Source organism: Polynucleobacter sp. MG-Unter2-18 (genome assembly GCF_018687675.1).
Lineage (GTDB): Bacteria > Pseudomonadota > Gammaproteobacteria > Burkholderiales > Burkholderiaceae > Polynucleobacter.
Genome location: NZ_CP061302.1, coordinates 1,955,025 through 1,975,677 on the forward strand (window position 1 = coordinate 1,955,025; position 20,653 = coordinate 1,975,677).

33 protein-coding genes and 1 tRNA gene are annotated in these 20,653 nt (G+C 41.2%); 10 read left to right on the forward strand and 24 right to left on the reverse strand.

The annotated features are described in order from the left end of the window. Positions 1-16: 16 nt before the first annotated feature. The 10 genes from C2759_RS10230 to C2759_RS10275 all read right to left on the reverse strand — a co-directional run bounded on the left by C2759_RS10230 (position 17) and on the right by C2759_RS10275 (position 7,600). Positions 17-769 carry a transporter substrate-binding domain-containing protein gene (locus C2759_RS10230; protein WP_215355222.1) on the reverse strand — a complete coding sequence of 251 codons (753 nt, stop codon included), beginning with the start codon at positions 767-769 and terminating at the stop codon, positions 17-19. Positions 770-936: 167 nt separating this feature from the next. After that, positions 937-1,494 (reverse strand): phasin family protein, encoded by a 558-nt coding sequence (locus tag C2759_RS10235; RefSeq protein ID WP_215355225.1) that lies wholly within the window; start codon positions 1,492-1,494, stop codon positions 937-939. A gap of 194 nt (positions 1,495-1,688) precedes the next feature. Beyond that, on the reverse strand, positions 1,689-2,249 hold the full coding sequence (locus tag C2759_RS10240) for a peroxiredoxin (protein WP_215355227.1): 561 nt from the start codon (positions 2,247-2,249) through the stop codon (positions 1,689-1,691). A gap of 30 nt (positions 2,250-2,279) precedes the next feature. After that, a complete protein-coding gene (locus C2759_RS10245; protein WP_215355229.1) occupies positions 2,280-2,846 on the reverse strand; it encodes an SRPBCC family protein in 567 nt (188 codons plus the stop codon). Positions 2,847-2,921: 75 nt separating this feature from the next. Next, complete coding sequence (locus tag C2759_RS10250; protein ID WP_215355231.1) at positions 2,922-3,605, reverse strand: haloacid dehalogenase type II; 684 nt, start codon at positions 3,603-3,605, stop codon at positions 2,922-2,924. A gap of 155 nt (positions 3,606-3,760) precedes the next feature. Beyond that, positions 3,761-4,156, reverse strand: a complete 396-nt coding sequence (locus tag C2759_RS10255; RefSeq protein WP_215355233.1) for a hypothetical protein — start codon at positions 4,154-4,156, stop codon at positions 3,761-3,763. A 203-nt stretch (positions 4,157-4,359) separates the two neighbouring features. Then, positions 4,360-5,202 (reverse strand): alpha/beta fold hydrolase, encoded by an 843-nt coding sequence (locus C2759_RS10260; RefSeq protein ID WP_215355235.1) that lies wholly within the window; start codon positions 5,200-5,202, stop codon positions 4,360-4,362. Between the two features lie 146 nt (positions 5,203-5,348). Further along, positions 5,349-6,455 carry a patatin-like phospholipase family protein gene (locus C2759_RS10265; RefSeq protein ID WP_215356770.1) on the reverse strand — a complete coding sequence of 369 codons (1,107 nt, stop codon included), beginning with the start codon at positions 6,453-6,455 and terminating at the stop codon, positions 5,349-5,351. A 132-nt stretch (positions 6,456-6,587) separates the two neighbouring features. Further along, entirely contained in the window at positions 6,588-7,193 is a 606-nt protein-coding gene (locus C2759_RS10270; RefSeq protein ID WP_215355237.1) for a DUF6803 family protein, read from the reverse strand. A gap of 68 nt (positions 7,194-7,261) precedes the next feature. After that, on the reverse strand, positions 7,262-7,600 hold the full coding sequence (locus tag C2759_RS10275) for a hypothetical protein (protein WP_215355239.1): 339 nt from the start codon (positions 7,598-7,600) through the stop codon (positions 7,262-7,264). An 83-nt stretch (positions 7,601-7,683) separates the two neighbouring features. Between C2759_RS10275 and C2759_RS10280 the strand changes: the two genes are divergently transcribed. After that, positions 7,684-8,034, forward strand: a complete 351-nt coding sequence (locus C2759_RS10280; protein WP_215355241.1) for a DUF3147 family protein — start codon at positions 7,684-7,686, stop codon at positions 8,032-8,034. Positions 8,035-8,263: 229 nt separating this feature from the next. Beyond that, a complete protein-coding gene (locus C2759_RS10285; protein WP_215355243.1) occupies positions 8,264-8,740 on the forward strand; it encodes a Dps family protein in 477 nt (158 codons plus the stop codon). Between the two features lie 562 nt (positions 8,741-9,302). Here C2759_RS10285 and C2759_RS10290 read toward each other — a convergent pair. The 4 genes from C2759_RS10290 to C2759_RS10305 all read right to left on the reverse strand — a co-directional run bounded on the left by C2759_RS10290 (position 9,303) and on the right by C2759_RS10305 (position 11,427). Beyond that, complete coding sequence (locus tag C2759_RS10290; protein WP_215355245.1) at positions 9,303-9,797, reverse strand: DM13 domain-containing protein; 495 nt, start codon at positions 9,795-9,797, stop codon at positions 9,303-9,305. Positions 9,798-10,043: 246 nt separating this feature from the next. Then, the gene (locus C2759_RS10295) at positions 10,044-10,568 is read right to left on the reverse strand and encodes a superoxide dismutase family protein (RefSeq protein ID WP_215355247.1); all 525 of its coding nucleotides are present in this window, start codon (positions 10,566-10,568) and stop codon (positions 10,044-10,046) included. Between the two features lie 369 nt (positions 10,569-10,937). Beyond that, complete coding sequence (locus C2759_RS10650; protein WP_215355249.1) at positions 10,938-11,117, reverse strand: DUF5522 domain-containing protein; 180 nt, start codon at positions 11,115-11,117, stop codon at positions 10,938-10,940. A 94-nt stretch (positions 11,118-11,211) separates the two neighbouring features. Further along, the gene (locus C2759_RS10305; RefSeq protein ID WP_215355251.1) at positions 11,212-11,427 is read right to left on the reverse strand and encodes a hypothetical protein; all 216 of its coding nucleotides are present in this window, start codon (positions 11,425-11,427) and stop codon (positions 11,212-11,214) included. A 590-nt stretch (positions 11,428-12,017) separates the two neighbouring features. Here C2759_RS10305 and C2759_RS10310 point away from each other — a divergent pair. Beyond that, positions 12,018-12,092: transfer RNA gene (locus C2759_RS10310), tRNA-Cys, on the forward strand. Positions 12,093-12,097: 5 nt separating this feature from the next. Here C2759_RS10310 and C2759_RS10315 read toward each other — a convergent pair. After that, positions 12,098-12,274: a hypothetical protein gene (locus tag C2759_RS10315; RefSeq protein ID WP_215355253.1), complete on the reverse strand. Its 177-nt coding sequence runs from the start codon at positions 12,272-12,274 to the stop codon at positions 12,098-12,100. A gap of 252 nt (positions 12,275-12,526) precedes the next feature. Between C2759_RS10315 and C2759_RS10320 the strand changes: the two genes are divergently transcribed. From C2759_RS10320 to C2759_RS10330, 3 genes are all read left to right on the forward strand, one after another. Beyond that, the gene (locus tag C2759_RS10320; protein ID WP_215307275.1) at positions 12,527-12,688 is read left to right on the forward strand and encodes a hypothetical protein; all 162 of its coding nucleotides are present in this window, start codon (positions 12,527-12,529) and stop codon (positions 12,686-12,688) included. A gap of 123 nt (positions 12,689-12,811) precedes the next feature. Further along, positions 12,812-13,381, forward strand: coding sequence for a GNAT family N-acetyltransferase (locus tag C2759_RS10325; RefSeq protein ID WP_215355255.1), 570 nt, complete (start codon positions 12,812-12,814; stop codon positions 13,379-13,381). Between the two features lie 89 nt (positions 13,382-13,470). Further along, positions 13,471-13,665, forward strand: a complete 195-nt coding sequence (locus tag C2759_RS10330; protein WP_215282798.1) for a hypothetical protein — start codon at positions 13,471-13,473, stop codon at positions 13,663-13,665. Positions 13,666-13,708: 43 nt separating this feature from the next. Here C2759_RS10330 and C2759_RS10335 read toward each other — a convergent pair whose 3' ends face one another. From C2759_RS10335 to C2759_RS10355, 5 genes are all read right to left on the reverse strand, one after another. Next, entirely contained in the window at positions 13,709-13,864 is a 156-nt protein-coding gene (locus C2759_RS10335; RefSeq protein ID WP_215355257.1) for a hypothetical protein, read from the reverse strand. 54 nt (positions 13,865-13,918) lie between these two features. Further along, positions 13,919-14,095 carry a hypothetical protein gene (locus tag C2759_RS10340; protein WP_215355259.1) on the reverse strand — a complete coding sequence of 59 codons (177 nt, stop codon included), beginning with the start codon at positions 14,093-14,095 and terminating at the stop codon, positions 13,919-13,921. Next, the gene (gene phaZ / locus C2759_RS10345) at positions 14,092-15,369 is read right to left on the reverse strand and encodes a polyhydroxyalkanoate depolymerase (protein ID WP_215282801.1); all 1,278 of its coding nucleotides are present in this window, start codon (positions 15,367-15,369) and stop codon (positions 14,092-14,094) included. Before phaZ ends, C2759_RS10340 begins: the two co-directional genes overlap by 4 nt. 179 nt (positions 15,370-15,548) lie before the next feature. Beyond that, positions 15,549-15,758 carry a hypothetical protein gene (locus tag C2759_RS10350; protein ID WP_215355261.1) on the reverse strand — a complete coding sequence of 70 codons (210 nt, stop codon included), beginning with the start codon at positions 15,756-15,758 and terminating at the stop codon, positions 15,549-15,551. A 32-nt stretch (positions 15,759-15,790) separates the two neighbouring features. Further along, positions 15,791-16,027, reverse strand: coding sequence for a CDGSH iron-sulfur domain-containing protein (locus tag C2759_RS10355; protein ID WP_215345464.1), 237 nt, complete (start codon positions 16,025-16,027; stop codon positions 15,791-15,793). A 303-nt stretch (positions 16,028-16,330) separates the two neighbouring features. Here C2759_RS10355 and C2759_RS10360 point away from each other — a divergent pair, with 303 nt between their 5' ends. Further along, positions 16,331-16,504 (forward strand): hypothetical protein, encoded by a 174-nt coding sequence (locus C2759_RS10360; RefSeq protein WP_215355262.1) that lies wholly within the window; start codon positions 16,331-16,333, stop codon positions 16,502-16,504. Beyond that, entirely contained in the window at positions 16,494-16,730 is a 237-nt protein-coding gene (locus C2759_RS10365; RefSeq protein ID WP_215355264.1) for a hypothetical protein, read from the forward strand. The genes C2759_RS10360 and C2759_RS10365 overlap by 11 nt, the downstream gene beginning before the upstream one ends. Positions 16,731-17,387: 657 nt before the next feature. Here the strand turns inward: C2759_RS10365 and C2759_RS10370 are convergent. Both C2759_RS10370 and C2759_RS10655 read right to left on the reverse strand, forming a co-directional pair. Continuing rightward, the gene (locus C2759_RS10370) at positions 17,388-17,816 is read right to left on the reverse strand and encodes a polymer-forming cytoskeletal protein (protein WP_215355266.1); all 429 of its coding nucleotides are present in this window, start codon (positions 17,814-17,816) and stop codon (positions 17,388-17,390) included. Between the two features lie 111 nt (positions 17,817-17,927). Next, positions 17,928-18,188 carry a RodZ family helix-turn-helix domain-containing protein gene (locus C2759_RS10655; RefSeq protein WP_215355268.1) on the reverse strand — a complete coding sequence of 87 codons (261 nt, stop codon included), beginning with the start codon at positions 18,186-18,188 and terminating at the stop codon, positions 17,928-17,930. A 144-nt stretch (positions 18,189-18,332) separates the two neighbouring features. Here C2759_RS10655 and C2759_RS10380 point away from each other — a divergent pair, with 144 nt between their 5' ends. Then, positions 18,333-18,683 carry a polymer-forming cytoskeletal protein gene (locus C2759_RS10380; RefSeq protein WP_215355270.1) on the forward strand — a complete coding sequence of 117 codons (351 nt, stop codon included), beginning with the start codon at positions 18,333-18,335 and terminating at the stop codon, positions 18,681-18,683. 214 nt (positions 18,684-18,897) lie between these two features. Next, on the forward strand, positions 18,898-19,344 hold the full coding sequence (locus tag C2759_RS10385; RefSeq protein ID WP_088525549.1) for a hypothetical protein: 447 nt from the start codon (positions 18,898-18,900) through the stop codon (positions 19,342-19,344). A gap of 162 nt (positions 19,345-19,506) precedes the next feature. On the opposite strand, the gene C2759_RS10390 is transcribed toward C2759_RS10385, so the two are convergent. Both C2759_RS10390 and C2759_RS10395 read right to left on the reverse strand, forming a co-directional pair. Next, positions 19,507-19,830 (reverse strand): hypothetical protein, encoded by a 324-nt coding sequence (locus C2759_RS10390; RefSeq protein ID WP_215355271.1) that lies wholly within the window; start codon positions 19,828-19,830, stop codon positions 19,507-19,509. Positions 19,831-20,015: 185 nt separating this feature from the next. After that, on the reverse strand, positions 20,016-20,564 hold the full coding sequence (locus C2759_RS10395) for a DUF4410 domain-containing protein (RefSeq protein ID WP_215355273.1): 549 nt from the start codon (positions 20,562-20,564) through the stop codon (positions 20,016-20,018). Positions 20,565-20,653: the final 89 nt, after the last annotated feature.

Genomic DNA, 20,653 nt, shown 5'->3' on the forward strand with positions numbered 1-20,653 from the left:
TGCGAACCACTTCAATTTATTGTGTCCAGCGATTAATAATGGCTTTTAACTTTTCTGGTCCGAGCTCAGCAAGGTACAGGTTAAAGTCATCGCGCAGCTTAGAATCTTTTTTGAAAGCAAACCCGAGATTATCAAACCCAACAACTTGGTAGCTACTACTAACCGGGAGATTTAGGGTTTTTTGGTAATTAACCAGCATCACGTTATCAACAAATACCAAATCTACGCTTCCATTTTGTAATGCAATCAAGGCTTCGGTTGGCGATGGGAATAGCTTTATCTGCTCAAGTGAGTAATAGCCTTTTGGCTGTAATACATTTTTCACATAATCATCAAATACGCTTCCTGTTGGATAGGCAATAGTGTATTTACTTAGCTGTGATAAGTCCGTTATTTTGATGTCACGGTTTTTTAAACCAATCAACTGCCAAGTGCTTGTGAAATATGGATTGGAAAAATCCATTACTTCTTTGCGCTTGTCTGTAATAGAGATTCCTGAAAATGCGACATCAGCCTGGCCACTAGTCACCGCCCCCAGCATTCCAAGCCAGTCATAGGCAGTTACCTTAAATGTACAGCCTCGTGACTTGCAGTAGCCCTCAAATATTTCTAAATCTATGCCTGAATATTTCCCATCTTTTTCAAAGAGCATTGGCGGGATCGCGGGCGATACGGCAACCTTAATGAGATTAGATGGCTCTTCTTTAGAGCATCCACCTAGAAGAAGTAGGCCAATCAAGAGGATAGAAAGGATGCGTTCAAGTCTCATAGTGTTTTCAAGTTTTATTTGATTGAATGATCTTATCAAGAATTGAATCTAACAATACCATCAGGGTAATACTTTTTAACCCCGGCATTTTTCTCATCCAGCTGGGCAATGATGCCAATAAAAAACCCCGCTTATACGGGGCTTTTTATCTGACTGCGATATACCAATTACTTAGTACGACTTTTTGCCGCTTTAGGAGTCTGACTAAATTGACCCTGCGCACCCTTCATTGCAGTTTCTACACTTTTTTCAAAGTTGGCAAAAGCATCTTGAGTGCTTGAACGTACTTGGTCAAAGTTTTGCATTGTCGTATTGAATGCAGATGTAAAGGCGCTGACATAAGCCTCTGACCCAGCAGGCGCCTTTGATGTAGCAGCAGCAACAAAGCTCTTTAGGTCATCCTGCGATTGATCGATAGCAGCCTCTACAGCCTCAACTAATTCTTGATTACCGCGGCGCAATACTGCAGCAACTTTTTTCTGATAATCAGCAACTTCAGCAACAGCCTCTTGTACTTCTGGGCTTTGCAGAAGGTCTAATGCTGCTTTTGCATCTTTGCCTTTCATTAACTCAGCTGCCTTAGCTTGTGCATTTGCAACAGCCTGTTGAGCAGCTTGGTAATTGATTTCCGCTAACTCTTGAGCATTTTCAAGTGCCGTTTGGCCCAGGGCACGTGCACTTTCTACGGATTTAGTTTGGTTTTCTGCAAATTGATTTTTGAACATGATTTTTCCATTAATTGGTTATTTGTTGCACTGCACCATATTAATGGCATATTTGAGGCTTAGCAAGGAAATTTTGCTGCAAAGCAACATTTTATTTCTGAGAGCGCTCTCTATGGCCTCAATTGACCGTAAGAATCTGCGTTTTCAGGCTGCATGTTTGTCTAGCGGGTAAAAATGCATTTACCCAAAAACAATTAAGCAGCTTTATTTTTTAAATAGTCAATCACCCAAGCCGGATCACTGTCGCTTGGAAAGATGGGGTAGTGAACAGCCTCGATCACACCATCATTTGCTATCAGGGTGATGCGCTTTAATAAGGTCATTCCAGCCGCAACAAAGGTGGGCAAGCGCAAAGCTTGCTGAAATCGATAATCTGCATCACTTAGCACTGGGAATGGCAAATGCAAACGATCCGCCATTTCTTGTTGATATTCAGTAGATTGCACACTCAGTCCTACAACATCGGCACCAAGTAACCGAAGATCTTGATAGTAATCCCTAAATGAGCAGCTTTGTGGGGTACATCCCCTTGCTCCCGGAATTTGGTCCCATCCATCTGGCAATGGAACATTGGGCTGACCTGTCATTGGGTAACAGTAAATCACGATACGCCCCTGAGTCTGACCGAGATTAAATTGGCTATGGGTCGTTGTTTCTAGTGAGATGGCTGGCAAGCGCATGCCCACTAAGTGATCGGCGGCTCCATCATCTTGAGGGATAGGTAGGTCACCAGGTAATTGATTGAGATTTGTCATAAATGTAATCTTAGCCTACTAAGTCAGGATCTATCTACAAGTCTTTGGCGGCACCGACCTCTTAAGTAATGCGGCCTCGGCCATTGACTCAAACTGTCGACGTAATATATTTTTAATGAAGAATTCAATCACTACTGATGGCACTAAAGAATTCGGCTCAATTTTGGCGTCGTACTTAAAGGCAGTAAACTCCTTTTCAGAAAATAGTCGCCAACTTCCCTTGTAATACTTTGTATCTCCACTTAATTGCTCAAAAAGTAATGCTCTGTTGGGGATCTCTACATACTCCAACTCAGAACGCATCTCAAATGGAATGAATAGAATTCTTTCCTCAAGTGAACGAGCGACCTTCACTTTATTGCCAGATCTAGAAAGCACTTTTGAGTCGACCACTCCGGGTAGATTTTTAGCGCCCTCATAGTCAGTAATGAAAGCAAAAGCTTCACATATAGTGATCGGTACCTCATAACTTGCATTCACCTGAAAGCGATCGCCGGCTCTCGTGACCGCTACTTTTAAGTCATATGCATTGGATGACTCTTGCGCCAAGGCAATGCCGCACGATGCAATCAGAAAAAAGTAAAGGAGCTGCTTCATGCTGGTAATTTAGCAGTATTAAAGTGATCCGCTTACGAATGCCATCGCAAAAGATTATGGCTCGGCATCCGAAGATTAAATTACTTCCAAGACTTTGGTTAAGTAGCTACCTTCATAATTTGGTCTCTCACCAATTTCTTCAAAGGGGTGACCTAGGCGATTGACCCAAAATACATCAAAACCGAACCACTTGGCAGCTAGCGCATCCCAAGCATTACTCGATACAAAAAGAACCTCTTCTTTTTTAATTGGAAATGCTTTTAAAAGAAGCTCATAGGCTTGCGGAGCAGTTTTAAATAAATGGATGTCTTCTACTGTCACCACTTTATCTAAATAAGGCTTCAGGCCGTTACTGTCCACTACAGTAGCGAGCATATCTTTGCTGCCGTTAGACAATATAGCCGTAGAAATAGCTTTTTCTTTAATGGTCTTAAGAACACTCAAGCTATCTTCAAAACCAGTTAGCTTGGCATATTGATCCATCAGTTGCTTTTCATATTCTGGTGTGAGATTCAAATTCATCCGCTTGCAAACATAACGCAATGAACGAATGGTTAGCTCCCAAAATGGGAGATAGTACTTGCTCCCATTTGGGTTGGGGTCGCTCATCGTCACTAAGCGGGTGTACTCAATTTGACGATCGCGCCACATCAAAGCAAGTGCTTGGCCATGCCCTGGAAATAATTCTTCAGCCAACTGACCCATGGAGTAAACGTCGAACAATGTTCCATAGGCGTCAAAGGCAATTAACTTGTACATAATTTGTCCTATATTTTTTATTATGAATTTCTATTGTCGTTTAAAAAAATATCTTCAGTCCGCAGATAAGAAAACCACCCGAAGGTGGTTTTCTTATCTCTTAGTGGCCCATGGCGGAATCGACCAAAGGGCCTAAGATGTCAAATCCTTATTAATCACATCTTGATAATCTGCCACGCACCTTCTGAGCGACCATCACCAATCTTATCACCGGGCTTGGCATCTTTAGCATAGAAATACAATGGCATGCCATTGAAGGCTAACTGCTTTTTGCCATCATCACGGGTAATAACTGAATAGCCGCTAGAGACTGCAGGGCTTCCTTCAACTAATAGTGGCGGCCAGTTCGTTGCGCACATACCATTACAAACCGACTTACCCGAACCTCGCGCATCCTTGCTGTAGGTATATAGGGTCATATTATTATTGCCGGCCATTACGCCATCGTTAGCTTTAGTAAATGGTGCTAATGCCACGCCAGTCATTGAAGCACAAGCGGCAAGAGTAGCTGTGGCGACTAAGGCAGCCAATAGACTTTTGATTCGATTCATGTTTACCCCTTTGTTAGTTGATTTTGTACTTTAACTCTAATTTATGTCTTTTGCTTTACACGAAATCTATTAATAAGGGCGCCATCCTAATTAACGGAGTCTCATTCGCTGGCCCAAATGAAAAAGCCATTCGAAGGTCGTTTTAGTGCTTCTTGGTGACCCGAGGTGGAATTGAAAAGGGCCGAGGATGCCGGATCTGGAACCTATTCCCCAACAATGAATTGAATTTGACCCGTTTTTATCCACTGAATGACCGCCCTTGAGGTAGCCTCTTCCCTGCCGCCCATTGAATGCAGGTGAGTTCCACCACAAACATCTCCCGTACCTTCACCACCTTTTACTGTTACTAGATTATTCTTTGAATATGCTGCCACTGTTGCGTAAGGAGTATGAACGCATTGGTCATCTTGGTGATGAACATTTAGTGCGGATGCCTTTAATGCACCCATATCAAATGACTCTACAGAGTATCCATATGCTCGATTTCGAGAATTTGCATGCGTCATGGCTGCTGAATGAATGCTTCCCTGAATTTCATTTCCTAAATTTTTAGCGAGCCATTTTGATGAGATAGTTCCATAGCTATGGCCCATGACAAAAAACTTAGTAATTCCATATTTTTCCTTTAAGACGGCCATTATTTTTCTAACATCGTCGGCATGCTTTGTGGAAGATCGATAATCATCATTACAAGCTAGTGGAGTGTTGCCTGGGGCTATTTTATTTTCATCGCTTGGGCAATCCATCACAACAATGGCTATACCTGCTTGAGCAAACAGATCAGTATTATTTTGTAAGTAATTTAAGTTTCTTTTCCAATCATGTTCTGTCTTGATATTGGCAATACCAGACCAGCCGCGATAAAAAAGTAATGCTGTATCTGATGGTATTGAGGGTTTCAGAAGAATTGCTCTTTGAACAACCGGAGATTTTGAAAAAACTCCAGACTCCCTACCAACATCGGCCTCTATGAGAATAGGGGTTATTGTTTGGGCTGTCGCAAAGTTAAAACAAGCTAAGGCACAAATACTAAATAGCCATTTCATTTCATAACCCCAGAGTTATATAGGTGAGCAGATTTGCTGACTATGAAACTCTACTCTATTAGTAAAACATTCAAGGAAACCCGCACATGAAAAAGCCACCCGAAGGTGGCGCAAGCCGGCAATGACTAAAACCAAAGATCCTAACTCTATGCCCAGAATTCTTTTATTTTTGGCGCCTCAATTTTTGATCGATCGTAGCCGTTACGCAAAGCACCAGCAATTTGTTTTGGGTCAAGCAAGTCAACACCCTTAGGGGTGCCGGCAACTATCCACTTTACTTTTGTACCGGTCGCCTTAATGTCTTCAATATTTTGAGCAACGGGATGAGGAATGGTAGTGAGAATTGCACCCGTCACCCCATCAGTCAAGGTAATGACCAGAGCTCTTTTTGAGCCAGCAACCAAATCCACATGGGCTGGATTTGAGCAAATTCCCCCATCCATAACGTAACGTTGGCCCAATAATGTTGGTCCTGCTACCCCTGGCAAGGAGCTACTTGCTGCTGCACCATGCGCCAAGGGAATGCCATTTTTTCTAGCAACTTGTTGCCCTACAACAATGCGTTCGCCTGTATAGCAATCAATACCTGTTGTGAACATCCGACCTGTAGGCCAATCTTTTTTACTATCGCCTGTTAATAATGCAACTAGTCTTTCAACGTGATCGCCGTTTAATTTATTGTTAGCCGCTAAAGCCGCATTGCCGATTATTTTGCGCGTCTCTATGCTCCCATCGGTTGCACTCATATTAATTAGGTCAGCCCTCATCTGACTTATATTGGGCTTAGTTAAAGGTGCAATCTTGGCAAAAATATCGGGGAACTTCCCAAAGAAATCAAACTCGGTTCGTAGGCGTGTAAATTCGCCCGAGAGTAGTGATGAGCCCATATAAGATCCAGCAGAGGTGCCCACTACCATTTCAGGAAGTTGGGTCATATCTAGCCCGGCCTCAATAAGGCCATGAAAGAATCCGCAATACCAAGCAATGTAATATTCTCCGCCGCCACCGAGCACCATTGTTCGATCGAGGCCTTTTGCTAATTTTGAAACCGTTGGTTTGGTCGCTATTGGCAATGACAAGCCATCATCGGCAAATAATTTATTAGATATTTCATCGGCCTTAATTTGAATATTTGACTTTGGGTGCGTTGACTGCGCTTTAGCTGCATCAGCCATGACTCCTGAAGCACTACTAATGGCCACAGCACCAACAGCGGAAGTTTTTAAAAAATTACGGCGTGAAGATTGCGTCATATCGGCTCCATTGATAATTAATCAATTTATAGCAGATCCGCAAATGAGAAAACCACCCGAAGGTGGTTTTGGTATTTCTTCGTGGCCCGAGGTGGAATCAACTAGGGCTGAGGATGCCTGATCTTTAAGGCATTAGTGATTATGGCCCTTATTATTCATTGGCATCTGACCGTCGATCATTTTCTGATGTTGTTTCATCATGTCGCCATGCCCATCAGGATGGCAAAACTCATGATCCGAGTTGCCACCCATTTGATGAGGGTTAGCGCTTTTGTATCCCAGAATACTTGGATCAAGCATGCCGGCGATCATGGCGATGTGTCCAAATACCAAGAACAAGGCAACGCATATCGCATGAATCTTTAACTTACCCATTTGATCTAGCGCTCGATTAACTAAACCAAACTCTTGTAGGGCAATCCAGATCAGCGGCAATCCTGCGATGACATAAGTACTAACAGCGATTACATCAATCACTGTTCTCCACTCGCCTGCCTGTGTAATGGGAATAATGGCGTTAGTCACAATGTAGTAAATGATTCCAACAAAATAAACGCCCACAGCAATCCCAGAAAAGCGATTGAGGTAATAAACAGCACCATCGAACTTGCGAGTAAAGAGTAGATATAGCTCAGTGATAGCTAAAGTCTCTGCCAAGATGATTGGGATGGCCATAAAGATAATTAAATTCCAAGGCTGATTAACAGCCAATAACTCCATGTAGTGGGTCATGTTCATTGTGTTTCTCCAAAATAAAGGCGTGACTGAGTGTCACAAATCAAACTAACTTGCATTACAAAATTAGCTTAGGCTTTTGGAGGTTTATAGATAAAGTTGATCATTGGCTGGAGAACCAATAATGAGCCTGTTGAAGGCGGAGCTTGGGTTGAGGCTATCGATAACTCAATACTCAATATTGGAATAACGACTAAACCTAAACAGCACTGATAACTGTCGGCATGGCAAGGTTGATTGGTATTTGTATCTTGAGAGTTGCTCACCAGCTCATCACAATGATGGTCTGAGTTATCAGTAACGGCAACTTGATGCTGAGGCTGATGTGCCGATAAATCAATGGGCATCACTGCCGCATGAATCAAGCTGGCGAACAGACTAAAGCAAAGAGCGACACATATCCTTCTCATAATTCCATTTTATGCCCATTTGCTAGATTTGTCGTTTTAAACGACATTCCTATAATGGGGCAAGCAAAAAATTTAAGGCATCTATGGCTTGGATTATTACTAAGTATCTCCTAACAGCAGGAATGGTTGTGTTCATCTCTGAGGCAGCTAAACGCAGTGATAGGTTAGGCGGCTTTATTGCGGCATTGCCATTAATGACTCTTCTAACACTTGTATGGCTGTATGTAGAAAACCAACCCGAAGAGAAGATAGCTAATCACGCTTATTACACCTTCTGGTATGTGATTCCAACATTGCCAATGTTTCTGCTGTTCCCATATTTACTTCCAAGGCTGGGGTTTTGGATGGCTATGGGGACATGCGTAATGGCGACAGTTATCTTTTTTGGCTTATTCGCTTTGCTGATGAAAAACTTTGGAATTGATTTGCTCTAAGAATTGTCGTTTTAAACAATATCGACTTACGCAGGGGTGAATAATTGACTCGTCTTTTTAAGGGACATTTTATGCCGGGGATAGCCAAGACTAATGGCTTATATCCCTGTAAAGCTAAAAAAAATAGCATAACAAGCAGCTTAACAACATCATATCTTTTGGACACAAAATGGCGCATGATAGTCAGATAAGTTCACAAAAAAATGCAACTAAAAAGCAGAGGTATCAAATGAGCACAAAAATAGATATTGGCATTAACGAAAAAGATCGAAAAGCCATTGCCAAAGGACTATCAGAGCTTTTAGCTGACAGCTACTCCTTATATTTGATGACACATAACTTCCATTGGAATGTGAAGGGCCAGATGTTCAACACCCTTCACACGATGTTCATGGCTCAATATACGGAGCAGTGGGCGGCGCTCGATTTAATCGCAGAGCGCATCAGAGCACTCGGGGAGCCAGCACCTGGCACTTATAAAGAGTTCTCAAAACTGACCTCAATCAAAGAAGTTGAAGGGGTGCCAAAGGCAATGGATATGGTGAGGCATCTTGTTAAGGCTCAAGAAGCTACAGCAAAAACTGCTCGTAAACTTTTTCCCTTGGTTGATAAAGCAAATGATCAACCCTCAGCAGATCTTCTGACTCAACGACAAGATATCCATGAGAAAACTGCCTGGATGCTAAGAAGTCTATTGGAGGAGTAAATCCCGTATAAATGAAAAAACCACCCAAGGTGGTTTTGGTATTTCTTGGTTGCCCGGGGCGGAATCGGCCAGGACCGAGGACATGAATCCCTCAAGAGTATGCCGTCTATCTATAACCCAGAACATCGTCCTGAGTTCTTTTTTGACCCTCTAAGAATCTTTTACTACATATTCCCGAACCACTTTGATTTGCGAGCTTTTTTGCGTCTACCTGCATTTGATACATTGTTTCAAAACAATCTCTTCTATTCACAAACTCAAATGCTTTTGTATGGGTTTGCTTACCCTTATGAAAATAGAAAAAATCTAAAGTCCAGTACTTATCGCCTGTAATGCTAACGCTCATAGGCGCTGAGTCTAGTGGCGGAGGTTGACTCGCACAGGAAATCAAAAACACCACAATGCAAAGAATAGAAAACTTGTTCACGTTTGGCTTACTGTCTATAAATCCTCAATTTCCAAGAATTCTATACTTTTTTAACAAGTAAATTCCTGACATCCCAAAATAAAAAAAACACCCGAAGGTGGTTTTGGTGTTTCTTGGTGGCCGGGTCAAATTTACTTACTTTGCTGGGCGTAAATCAGCCGATCCGATGTACTCTTTAAATTGTTTACACCAAATCAGCATGCTGTTTATATCTTCTGAATTTTGTGTTTTTAAAAGATAGAATGCGGCGCCATTGGGCTTTTTAATGCGACTGACTTCAATCTGTTGAGAGCTAAACTCATCATTATCTTTAATGGCAGGCTTGCTACTGATATAGATGTGATAGTCCGGCCCAGGACTAGACTTAAAGTCATCACTGGATTGTAAAAACAATTGATTACCAACTTTAACTAACGACCACTCACCAGAAGAGTTGTGGATCAAATCTTGTCCCTTAGCGTTTTTATCAATTTGTCCTCGCTTGAGGATTTCGCCTTCAACTTTTTGATTGTCTTCAAAACGTGACTTAATATCTTGTGCGTGACCACGGATTGCGTCGAGAAGCTGGGCGCTTGCTGAAATTGGAAGTAGCAAGAAAACGCTTAAAAAGAGGATATTTAATTTATTCATCCAAAGCCTCATAAAGTAACTAGCATCAATATAGATCCTTTCACAATATTTGTCGTTTTAAACGACATCGACTGACGCAGGGATGAATAATTGACGTGTCCTTTTAAAGGACAGTTCTTGATGGGGATATCCGAGACTAATGGCGTCAAACCCTGCCAAGCCATAAAAGAAAATAGCCCAACAAGTGGGCTATTGAGATTCTTGGTGGCCCGGGGCGGAATCGAACCAAGGCCGAGGATGTCAATCCTACTTAATCAAGCCACATGCGATTCTTGGTCCTGAATTTCCAGCTGGTTGAGATTTATAGTCATCAGGATCGCGATGAACAACAACGGATCTTCCTAATATTCCAGTCGGTCCATTATTAACAGCAAATCCACTTAACTTTGCCGAATAAACCGCATTACCATTCGCATCTGATTTTATATTTGGCATATCGCCAGCATGACTTGAGCCACTTCCTGGCATACCATGTGATTTTGTGTCTGGGTTGAAATGCCCGCCTGCGCTAGTGGCATCTGGCGAGGAACAATCCCCTTTTTCATGAACATGAAACCCTTGTTCAGCATTTGGTTTCAAACCAGAAAAATTTCCTGTAACCAGCACATCATGGCCTTGCCATACAAAATTAACCGTTCCTTTTGTATTTGAGCCTGAACGGGAATCCAGGGTAGCCGATGCTTTTTGACCAGTACCATGTTCCATGGACTGACAAGCCACCAACGACAAAATGGATACAGTGCCAATTAATAGAGCAGCTTTTTTAATCATTATTCATCTCCTGTCTTTATGTCGGATCAGAATAGACCTTTTGTTAATATTCTTCAATAAAAATAGGGGCCTTGCTCTAGGCAGCCTTATTGAAAGGCCTAAAACTGCATGGCAAATGAAAAAACCACCCTCGAGTGGTTTTGGTGATGCTTGGTGATAAAGAATCTAATGGTTCACCAGCCCAAAATGGTTATCCGCAGACCCACAAGCATTGGCAGCCTCTAGACGGGAGCGTTTCCAATCAAGTAATCTCTGCAAACTGAAATTTAGTTTGCTACTAGATTTTTTGATTGTCGAGAAATAGTTGATAGGGGTTTACCTTTATGTAAGTTGCTTGGGTAAACGCTGGGTTTAAAGCCTGTTAGCTTATCAATCCCCCTTTGGTACATTGATGTATTCAAAGGGACAATGACGACAGCGGTTACCACAGCATGTACCCCGCTTTAAATGGGCTTGACTAGTAAGAACCAAATATCCTGAAGCTGGATCAATATAGGTATCTTGTCTATTTTCACAGGCAAGGCGATGGAGCTCTTCTATGCTTAACATGATCTTATTTTATCTAGTCCTACCCTAAGACTGTCGTTTTAAACGACATCGACTGTCGCAGGGATGAATAATTGATTCGTCCTTTTAAAGGACATTACTCATTAATAATGACAGCGGCTTTGGACTTGATGATTTGCTCTAATTCATGACTTGTGAGATGGCAAACTGTCACGCTAGATTTAGCAACCTCATATTGTTCATCTTCAATTGCCCTAATTGGGTATTGACCCACCTTTAGTGGCGTAAGTCCAATTACATCATCGTCAAGAACTGTTTTAGCTAGGAAGATATCAATTACTTTTAATTGCATACCCTCCATTCTATAAAAAGCAATATGTCAGTCTCTTTAGATGAATAAATTATTAAGCACTGGGAATTTCTGTCTTGTAAATTATTACTCACCCGCCAAGCTAATTAACCGATAGCTTTTATGGCGTTGCACCAAATTAAAGCTAATTTTTGTCACAAAAGTGCCATTGAAAGTTCATGTGGCAGCTGTTAAATGAATCCCCCAAGGACAGTTTCCTTGGAACTCAACACTTTCAATCATTCACCAAGGAGATTGACCATGCCACTTAACGAAAACAATGCTGAGCCGTATGAGCTCAAAAAATTCAGTAGAAAATTAGACCCAGTGAATCACTTAAAAGATCGACTTATCATCAGACATCTGCGGAGACGTAAAAATAATTTCTTATTGGATTTTGATGAGCCTATAAAAGCCCATAAGCAATTTAGGGGAAGCGATGAGTAGAAACATTATTTTGTATGCTCCAGGTGTAGGCATGTATCTCACCCTATCGTGCGCCGCTTTAATAGCTTCCACCTTCATTATTTGCCTTAATACGTAAAACCTGATCTTCTGTTACAGAGCCATCCAAGAGGTGGCTTTTTCTTTGTGGCGGAATGGCAGAGTGGTAATGTATGAGATTGCAAATCTCAACACCCTAGTTCGATTCTAGGTTTCCGCCTCCAAGCTCTTAATGCTCTTTATGTTTCTTACCCAACTTCTCGGGTTTGCCGTTGCCATAAAGACACCACTGTTTGATTTCCTCAGTGAGCACTTCAAGATCTTTCATCTTCAAACTTCTAAAATCTTCCAAGCCAACAACGCCAGTCTGTCTTAATTTCCCTAGAACTTCTTTTAATACGCTCATCGTGATGTCTTTTTTGTTGAATTGAGTAGTTATTTTAATTTATGACTCATTTTTATCGCCGATTGATCTAACTTTGCTCCTTTCTGAGGTGATATTGGAGTTTTATGACCAATTGACGACAAATAGTTATTTTAGTCATTAACTTACGATCTTTTAATCTAAATAGTTATTTTGCTGTCATGCAATATTCATTAAGAAGGCTCATACTGTGTAGGTAGTAACCCTAGTATTTTTTAACTAAAGGAGCCTTAAATGACAAAATTATTGAGTCTCTTAAATCAAGTCTTTGGTAACCAGACCAAATGCAACGATTTAGAGCAGTACATCAATAGCCGCAACCCTAATAGCCATCAGCAAGTAGAGGAGCTTACTCGTGACTACCTCTACAGCTTCAACACTTCTAGGGGGCTATAAATCATGGGAAAACTAAAACGACTGTTCATTAAAGCGGCTTTAGCGTGGGTTGAGACTCGCCAAGCCTACGCCAACCGTTATAACAATCACCGTCTGGGTTCATGAGCTCTTTTGAGTGAATAAATGCTAACGACCGAGTTTCTCTCTAGTGATCAGTATTCAAAATATGGATCTTGGTTAAAAGCCCAAGATCCACAAACTCTTCATGACTACTTTGGTCATTCAATGCGTAAGAAATCCATTGATAACCTAGTCAAACAGTTTGCAGGCGATCCTAAAAATAACCATTTTTTAGTCGCAAAGATCGATGGCAAGTGGGCGGGTACCATTCATATTGCTTCGCGCGGGACTGAAGTTGAGTTTGGTGTCATTGTGAGCCCCAAATATCGCAAGCAAGGTATTGCCGATACTATGATGGATGAAGCTATCACATGGGCTCGCAATCGCTACTATCAAGATCTTTTCATGCATTGCATCAGTTGGAATAGGCCCATTAAGAAACTATGCCAAAAACATGGCTTAGTACCTCGCAATATGATGGGTGATTCAGAGGCGAACTTACAACTAGAGCCGCCCACACCGGCGACATTTTTCAAAGAACAAATGATTGTTGCCAAGCGCAATTGGCTATCGATGTTTCCATTTCAGCAGTTTGGCCTAGCTTTGAGGGGATGGCGGTATGGACCGTCCTGATTGCTCAAACAAGTGGCCAATGCTTTTGCAAGTCACCGCACAGATTATCACCTTAGATTATTCGCTTAATTAATTTAGGACTACATTAAATGAAGTTAACCGTCTTTCGTTACAAAGTTTGGGATCATCAAGATGATAATCATGTTCATATCGCCCCTTATTACGCGATTAGAGAATACATAGAGCACCTGGAGGGTGCAACAGTCATTGAAGATGATCGCTTAGAAGTTGATGAGACCGATCTTGATACTCATGGACGAATTGCTGTAAGAGATGAGTTTTAGTATGTCGTACCCCATAAGAACTAAAACTGTCCTGACAACTTTTTTATATCTGACTGGCATCTTTATAAATCTGCTGATGCCCTTTATCCATTAGCTGAAAGAAGCTGTCCATAAATTGATGATGTTGCTCAGCCATGGCGTTATAAATTGTTAGATTCGTTTGTCCAAATGCTTGACAGGCAATAGTCATGGCCGCCATAAATTCATTAGGCTTACTATGATCAACCGCTTCAACTACTCTATCAGTAACCCGCTAATTGGCTTCTTGCATTAACTCAATTAATTCTACGTGTAATTTTTTATGATTTTCAATAGAATTACTCGTCACAGCCCAAATAGGCATCAGCAAACTATAAAATCCCTCCATAGTTTTCATGGGGTTCATTTGTCCTGATGTCTGTCCTGATCCACCAAAATGGTTTAAGGTCATGATTGGTCTCCTGTTGTAGTTACTTGGGAAGGTGAAACTGTTACTTCATGGTGCTGATCAGCATCTTGAATAAATTGGGTAATCATTGGGGCAATCGTGCGACGAAACACTGCGCCATTAAAGGTTCCGTAATGCCCTACTCCTTGAATCAACTCGTAGCGTTTGTGTTTTTCAGGTAGGTTTGGCGTGATATCAAATGCCGCTTTCGTTTGACCAACACCACAAATATCATCCTCTTCACCTTCTATGACCATCAAATAGCTTTTGCGAATATGTTTAGTATCTACCTGATGCCAACGGCTCATCATCTTTCCTTGTGGTAAGGAATGTTCTTGAAAGACTTCTTTGATGGTTTGAAGATAAAACTCTTCGGTTAAATCCATCACTGAAAGATATTCATCATAAAAAGCTTTGCGCCGATGGGCTTCTTCTTCATTTCCCCGAACCAATGCCTCGTGCATGGCATCAATTGAGATGGCATGACGATCAGAATTCATAGCCATAAAACTGTTTAGCTGTAAAAAACCTGGATAAACCCTTCTGCCCATGCCTAAAAATGGTGGTGGCACAGGTTGAATCAAATTTTTCTCAAACCACTCTAGATCGTGAGATTTTGCAAACTCATTAACCTTGGTTGGATTTACTCGAGTATCAATCGGTCCAGCGATCAGCGTTAATGAGCATGGCTGACATCGATCACCCCAATCTGACATGATGGCAGTAGTTGCAAGGGCGGCTACGGTAGGCTGACACACTGCCAACACATGGGTCTTAGGGCCTAAGAAATGCAAGAAATCAATTAAGTAGTCTATGAAATCATTAAGATTAAAGCGATCTTGATTGGTGGGAATGTTCTTGCAATCTAACCAATCAGTAATGTAAACATCATGCTCCGGTAGCATTGCCTCAACGGTACCTCGCAAAAGGGTGGCAAAGTGCCCCGAATAGGGAGCAACAATGAGTAGTTTTGGTTGATGTAATTTTGTGGCTACTTTTTTGAAATGCACTAATTGGCAATAAGTTCGCTTGAGAACTATTTCATCTTGAATCTCAACTGCCCCTCCATTAACCTCAGTCTCATGAATACCCCACTCCGGCTTGAGATGAGCGCCTGACAATTGCTCTATGACATCTAGCCAAGCAAGATTAGATTTATGGAGTTCCGTATTAATAAATGGGTTGGCCGCACTATTTAAAGTAGCCCGCACAATCCTGAGAGATTGACGCATTGGTCGAATACTGGAAGCAATTGTGTTTTGCAAAAGGTATAGCATGCCCATCCCTTAGCTAAGAGTTTGAACCCTGATAGTTATCCTTAGATATGACAACTTGATTACAAGCTGTTTAATCTCGTTTTAAACGACATTACGAGCAGTGATGGTAAATAAGCGTCGCTTAAATCGACGGTTAACCAACGCAGGGATGACCATCATCTGATTCACCTATAGAGGTCCTACTCATGTGACCATTCATAGTCTATATCGATAATCTCTAAAACATAGCCATATTTGTTTAGACAATGCTGATTCCAGGCAATCACGAAGTCTTTGGTATTGACATCACAATGGTAACGATTTAACAAATGAATCAAGCCATGGTCCTTCATTTCTATTTGTCCGTTAGTGGTCTTTACGATCACTGCTTTGGCATGCTTAAAGCTCATCCTGACCTCCGATAGATTTAGATTGTCAATACCTAGAGGGAGAAGTGGGTGCCATCACATAGCGGCGCATTAGCTGATTGCTTGCATCCACAGAAATAGACAGTCATGGTCTCTGTGGCAATAAATTCCAACGGCGTCATATCCGTTCTTTGGTGTGATGCATCACAAAAGGGTTGGTTCTCACTCAGTCCACAAGTACACCAATAGTAAATCTGATCTTTGATGACTTCTACGGGATATGGCTCGTTCTTGGCAGTTTTTATTTCCATAGCAATTCCTCCAGCATTTAACTCACCTAGATTTAATTTAATCTCTATTCACCCCTTTAGCAATTGTTAACAATAAATTCATTTAAAAAGTAAGTAATTACTCATTACATTAAATTTTGGATGCAATGCAATAGATTTTCACCAGATAAAAAATTTAAAAATTTATTAGACAGCCCCTTCATTTTGGAGCAGACTAAATTTCTGCTGATGAGTTGTTTGGGCACCCCATGGTCCTGTCTCGATACAGCGTGACCCAAGCAATTTATTGGCAACCAATTTTGATTTTGTCGAAAGGAGTAAGCTATGAACCATCAACAACTAGAGATCGAAGAAGATAGTCTTCCGGACAAATACTTTGAACTGCAAAGCAATGAATTGGTGCAAGAGCGATTAATCTGGCAACACTTAACCAAACGAAAAATTAATGAAATGAATCATATTCCAGATGAAGACTATGCAGACTGGGGTGATGATTAATTCGTTTGATATGAAGCTATTGGTCTATCGTTATCGGTATGGGAGTGATCAAGCGGCTAACCACGCTCATATGCCCCCTTACTATGCAACTTTAGAATATATCGAGCATTTAATAGGTGCTAACGCTATTAAAGATCAAAGTATAGAAGTCGATGAGTCAGACTTAGATAGCCTAGGTCGAATCGCCATTGACGAAAAAGTTAATAGCCGACCGTGCGCAGATTAATGCGGCTAAAAATCCAGCTTAAGCGGCAAAAAGTACCAGTCTAATTTGCCTGTATCGCTAGAGCAAAACAGCACAGTATTAAAAATAGCCATAAAGAATCGGTATTTGACATAAGCGCTCCTCTAAAGGATTGACTCATTTATTACTATGCATAATCTGTGCCATTTTGAATCCTAAAACTTGCCACTGTTACAGACCATTTTTATCCCGATAGTCTTTGACCATTTTGTTGGTGACATTAGAGGGATAGCAAAGAAGAGCGAGCCTGCCGGTTTTTGAGTAAGCGCTATTGAGGCCGCACTGACCACCGCTGGGCGATATACTATAGGGGCATGGGCAGGACTTTCCATACTCTTGGATCGACTGTTGGATCAAGCTCGTTTTAATTTCCTTATCTGAGATCCTGTCATCGGCCATGGACCATGTTGCGCCCAATATAAAGGTCATGAATATCAGAAATTTCATAGGATCCTCCTGAGTTTTTACTCTACTATGAATTAACCTATCCAAGCATTTAAATTGGTCGTTTAAAACGACACGCCAAGCACTGACCCTAGGTAAGCGTCGCTTAAATGGACGCAGGACCAGCACAAAGATCTTTAATTGATCCGTCCTTTTAAGGGACAGTTCTTGAAATATTTAATTCATTGGAAGTGATTATCTAGCCAACTTTTTAGTAAGCCCAAAGTTGATTACATCCGAACTGTTGATTTGAGCCTCATCTAAACCCTCACAAGACAACAATCCATTAACTCTAGCATCCGGATGAATATCTAAAGTTTTATAGCGAATATTTCCCTCAATGATCGCTGTGGGATAAACCGTCATTTTTTCAGTAACAGTGATTGATCCTTTTACTGTTCCAGCAACAATTAAATTGCTGTAGTTCAGGTCACCCGTTAATACTCCAATCTTATCAATATAAAGCGTAGCATGACTATCAGCCGCCTCAGTAATATCGCCAATAAGGTGCCCAGCTAAACAAACGTTACCATTACCCTCAAGACTGCCATGGACAGTAGAGCCCGCACCGATCTCATTGGTAAAGGTAAGATGATGATTGGTTGATTTATAAGATTCAAACATCTTTGTCTCCTGCTTACGATCACAATCTAAATGCAACTATATGCCTGATTGAAGACTATTTAGATATTGGGGGCTTGTTTTGGTGCAGAAAATAGTAAAGTAAGCGAACACTTAGCTTGGTAAGGTCTTTGTTTCTAGATAGTCAGACTCTTCTAAATTTAAATACTTCCCAACTCTTTTGGCCGCGTGTATCTTAATTACCATTGTGTAAAAGGTAAAAAAAGTGTCTGACTCTTCTAACTCTTTGATATGCCACTTTCTAAGACAGACAACCTCTGCAAGTTCTTCATGGCTCAAACCCCGCCCCTCTCGGGCAGTTCTTAACACCCCTCCTATGATGCGTTGATCTATCTTCAGTTTTTTCTTTAGCATTATTTATTACTAAGGCTGTAATTTATATATGTTATGTTGAATTTGTGAATCATTTATTACCTAGGAACAAATTTAGTGTTTTTTAAAGACCCCTCCCCCACTCAACCAACAGAGACAGAAAATAAGCTGTTACAAAACATACCTATGGCTACATTACCAATCACTCAAAATCAAGCCTCCTTTAACAGCAATGACCTAGTCGTTGGGGAGGGCGTGGTTCTAAACGGAACCCTGGAAGTTCCCAAAACAGCTTTGGTCTCAGGAGTCATTAATGGGGATTTGAAAGTTCGATCATTAATTGTCGGAAGCACAGGCAAAATTGAGGGCAAGGTCGATTGTCAGATAGCGGATATAGCTGGGCATGTAAAGGATGATCTTCTCGTTCATGAATTGCTCGTTGTTAGAGCAAGCTCGACCATTTCTGGCAATATCTTTTATAAAGATATTGACATTGAAAGAGGCGCCAAAATTACTGGTCAACTATCTATGTTGTAAGTTTTGTCGTTTTAAACGACATTACAATCATCGACCCTGGATGAGCGTCGATTTAAGCGACACTTGACCGCTACAGGGATGAGAGATCCCTGTCACGCAATTGTCCTTTTAAAGGACAACGCTTTCAGCAACATCTTCCCAAATCGTCACTTCATTGCCATATTAAAGATGTAACTTGTGTTTGTAGCATCCATTCAATAGTTAAGGGGGCAATATGAATCTCAAAGATCTACATACAACCGCTACAAATGTAACTTCCCTAACTGGACACTATGCTGTTTTGCAAGAAATTTTTAGTGAATTTCATTCCCATCTTGAAACTCAATTAGAGACCGAGCAGTATCAAGATTGGAATATTGAAGTTTCTGACTTAACCGAGCTAAATGAATTTATTATCTTGATAGCCGGGCAAGAAATCATCTTTAGTTTTGACATAGAGTCTGATGATGCAGGATCCTACTTGGGGTTGGTAACAGCTTTTGTAACAGATGATTATTTTGATGATCTTCCAAAAGTAATAGCGTCATTTACATTTGATGGAAGTGGTATTGCTAAGGATCTAACTGGTCTTGAAGATCCTGCAAATCTTAAAGTAGCCGAGCATTGCCTCAACATAGCCTTACAAATCTGTCTTGGTGCTTTTGATGAAATTGAGGAGTAGTCCGAGCAGTCAATCAGGATTTGGCATCCTGAACCTAGATTTAGAGCTCTCAGAAAGATAGCCACGCTGGGCTATGGTGGTGTCACCGTCCGCTACTTTGGTGCCACTATAGATTCTTGGTGGCCCGGGGCGGAATCGAACCAGGGTCGAGGATGTCTTACTCTATTTACAGTTTTTCTTGTCCATCAAGTCGGTTAGCCTTACCATTCTTGTATCAGCAGCCGCTATAGCTTCATTGGCATTGCTATAGGTAGCAATGATGCCTGGGAGCCAAAAAAGTGCGGCCAACGTATTTGTGCCAGTAACACCTTTTACATCCTCTGCGTCTTTTTTAGCTTTCTCGGCCTGCTTAAATTCATCCTTTAAAGATTCACAGGACAAATCTCGATCTGAAAGCTTTGTAGCATCAATCACTTTAGGTGTGGAGCAAGCACTTATGAGAGCCAGCATAAAAGCAATCAATGTAATGCGGCCAGCAGTATTCATGTAATTCTCCAATGTAAATTTCAGACTAAGCCGCATCACAACTTAAGTTAATGAGTGATTACCCTCGAATGGCCAAGCCCTAAAAGAAAATAGCCCAACAAGTGGGCTATTGTGATTCTTGGTGGCCCGGGGCGGAATCGAACCAGGGCCTAGGATGTCTAAATCCTTAACCCACCAATAATGATTTATTTTTTTACAACAGCCTCGTTTTTAAGTTCTTTACGGATATCGTCCGCAAATGTTTCGTATATCCAGCTTAAAACATTGGTTGTGCCGACTGTATAACTTTCATAATGGTCCGTGGAAATTTGGAAGGCGTCCAAGGTTTTTCCTGACACATCTTTTACAGTAACATTGCCCATTACATAATCTGCACCCGACATGAAGCCTAAAAACATCCTATTAGCTATTGATCTTACGCGTATGTTAGTCACTTCAACATAAAGAGTAGGTTTTTTAGGGTCTGTATTATCGGAAATTAATTTTGCGGCAGATAATGTTTTTTGAATCTGAAGTTTAAGATCTCTGTCGCTGAAGGCCGTGTTATCTGAAAGCTTTTTTCTAGCCTCTTCAGAATACGTAACAACAATATTGCCAAGGGGATTACTTGGGGTAATTATGGTCTGGGCTGGCCTACTTTGACCATCTTGGCGACTCACTGTTGAAGAGCACCCGTTGATCACAAGTATCGCTGTGAAGCAAAGGCAAATTAACTTTAAAGAATTTTTTATCATGATGTTCGCTTATTTAAAATAAAAAATAATTTAGCATATTTTGAATATTTGGTTTCGGCACAAAGTTGAGGAATAGATCTATTCGACTT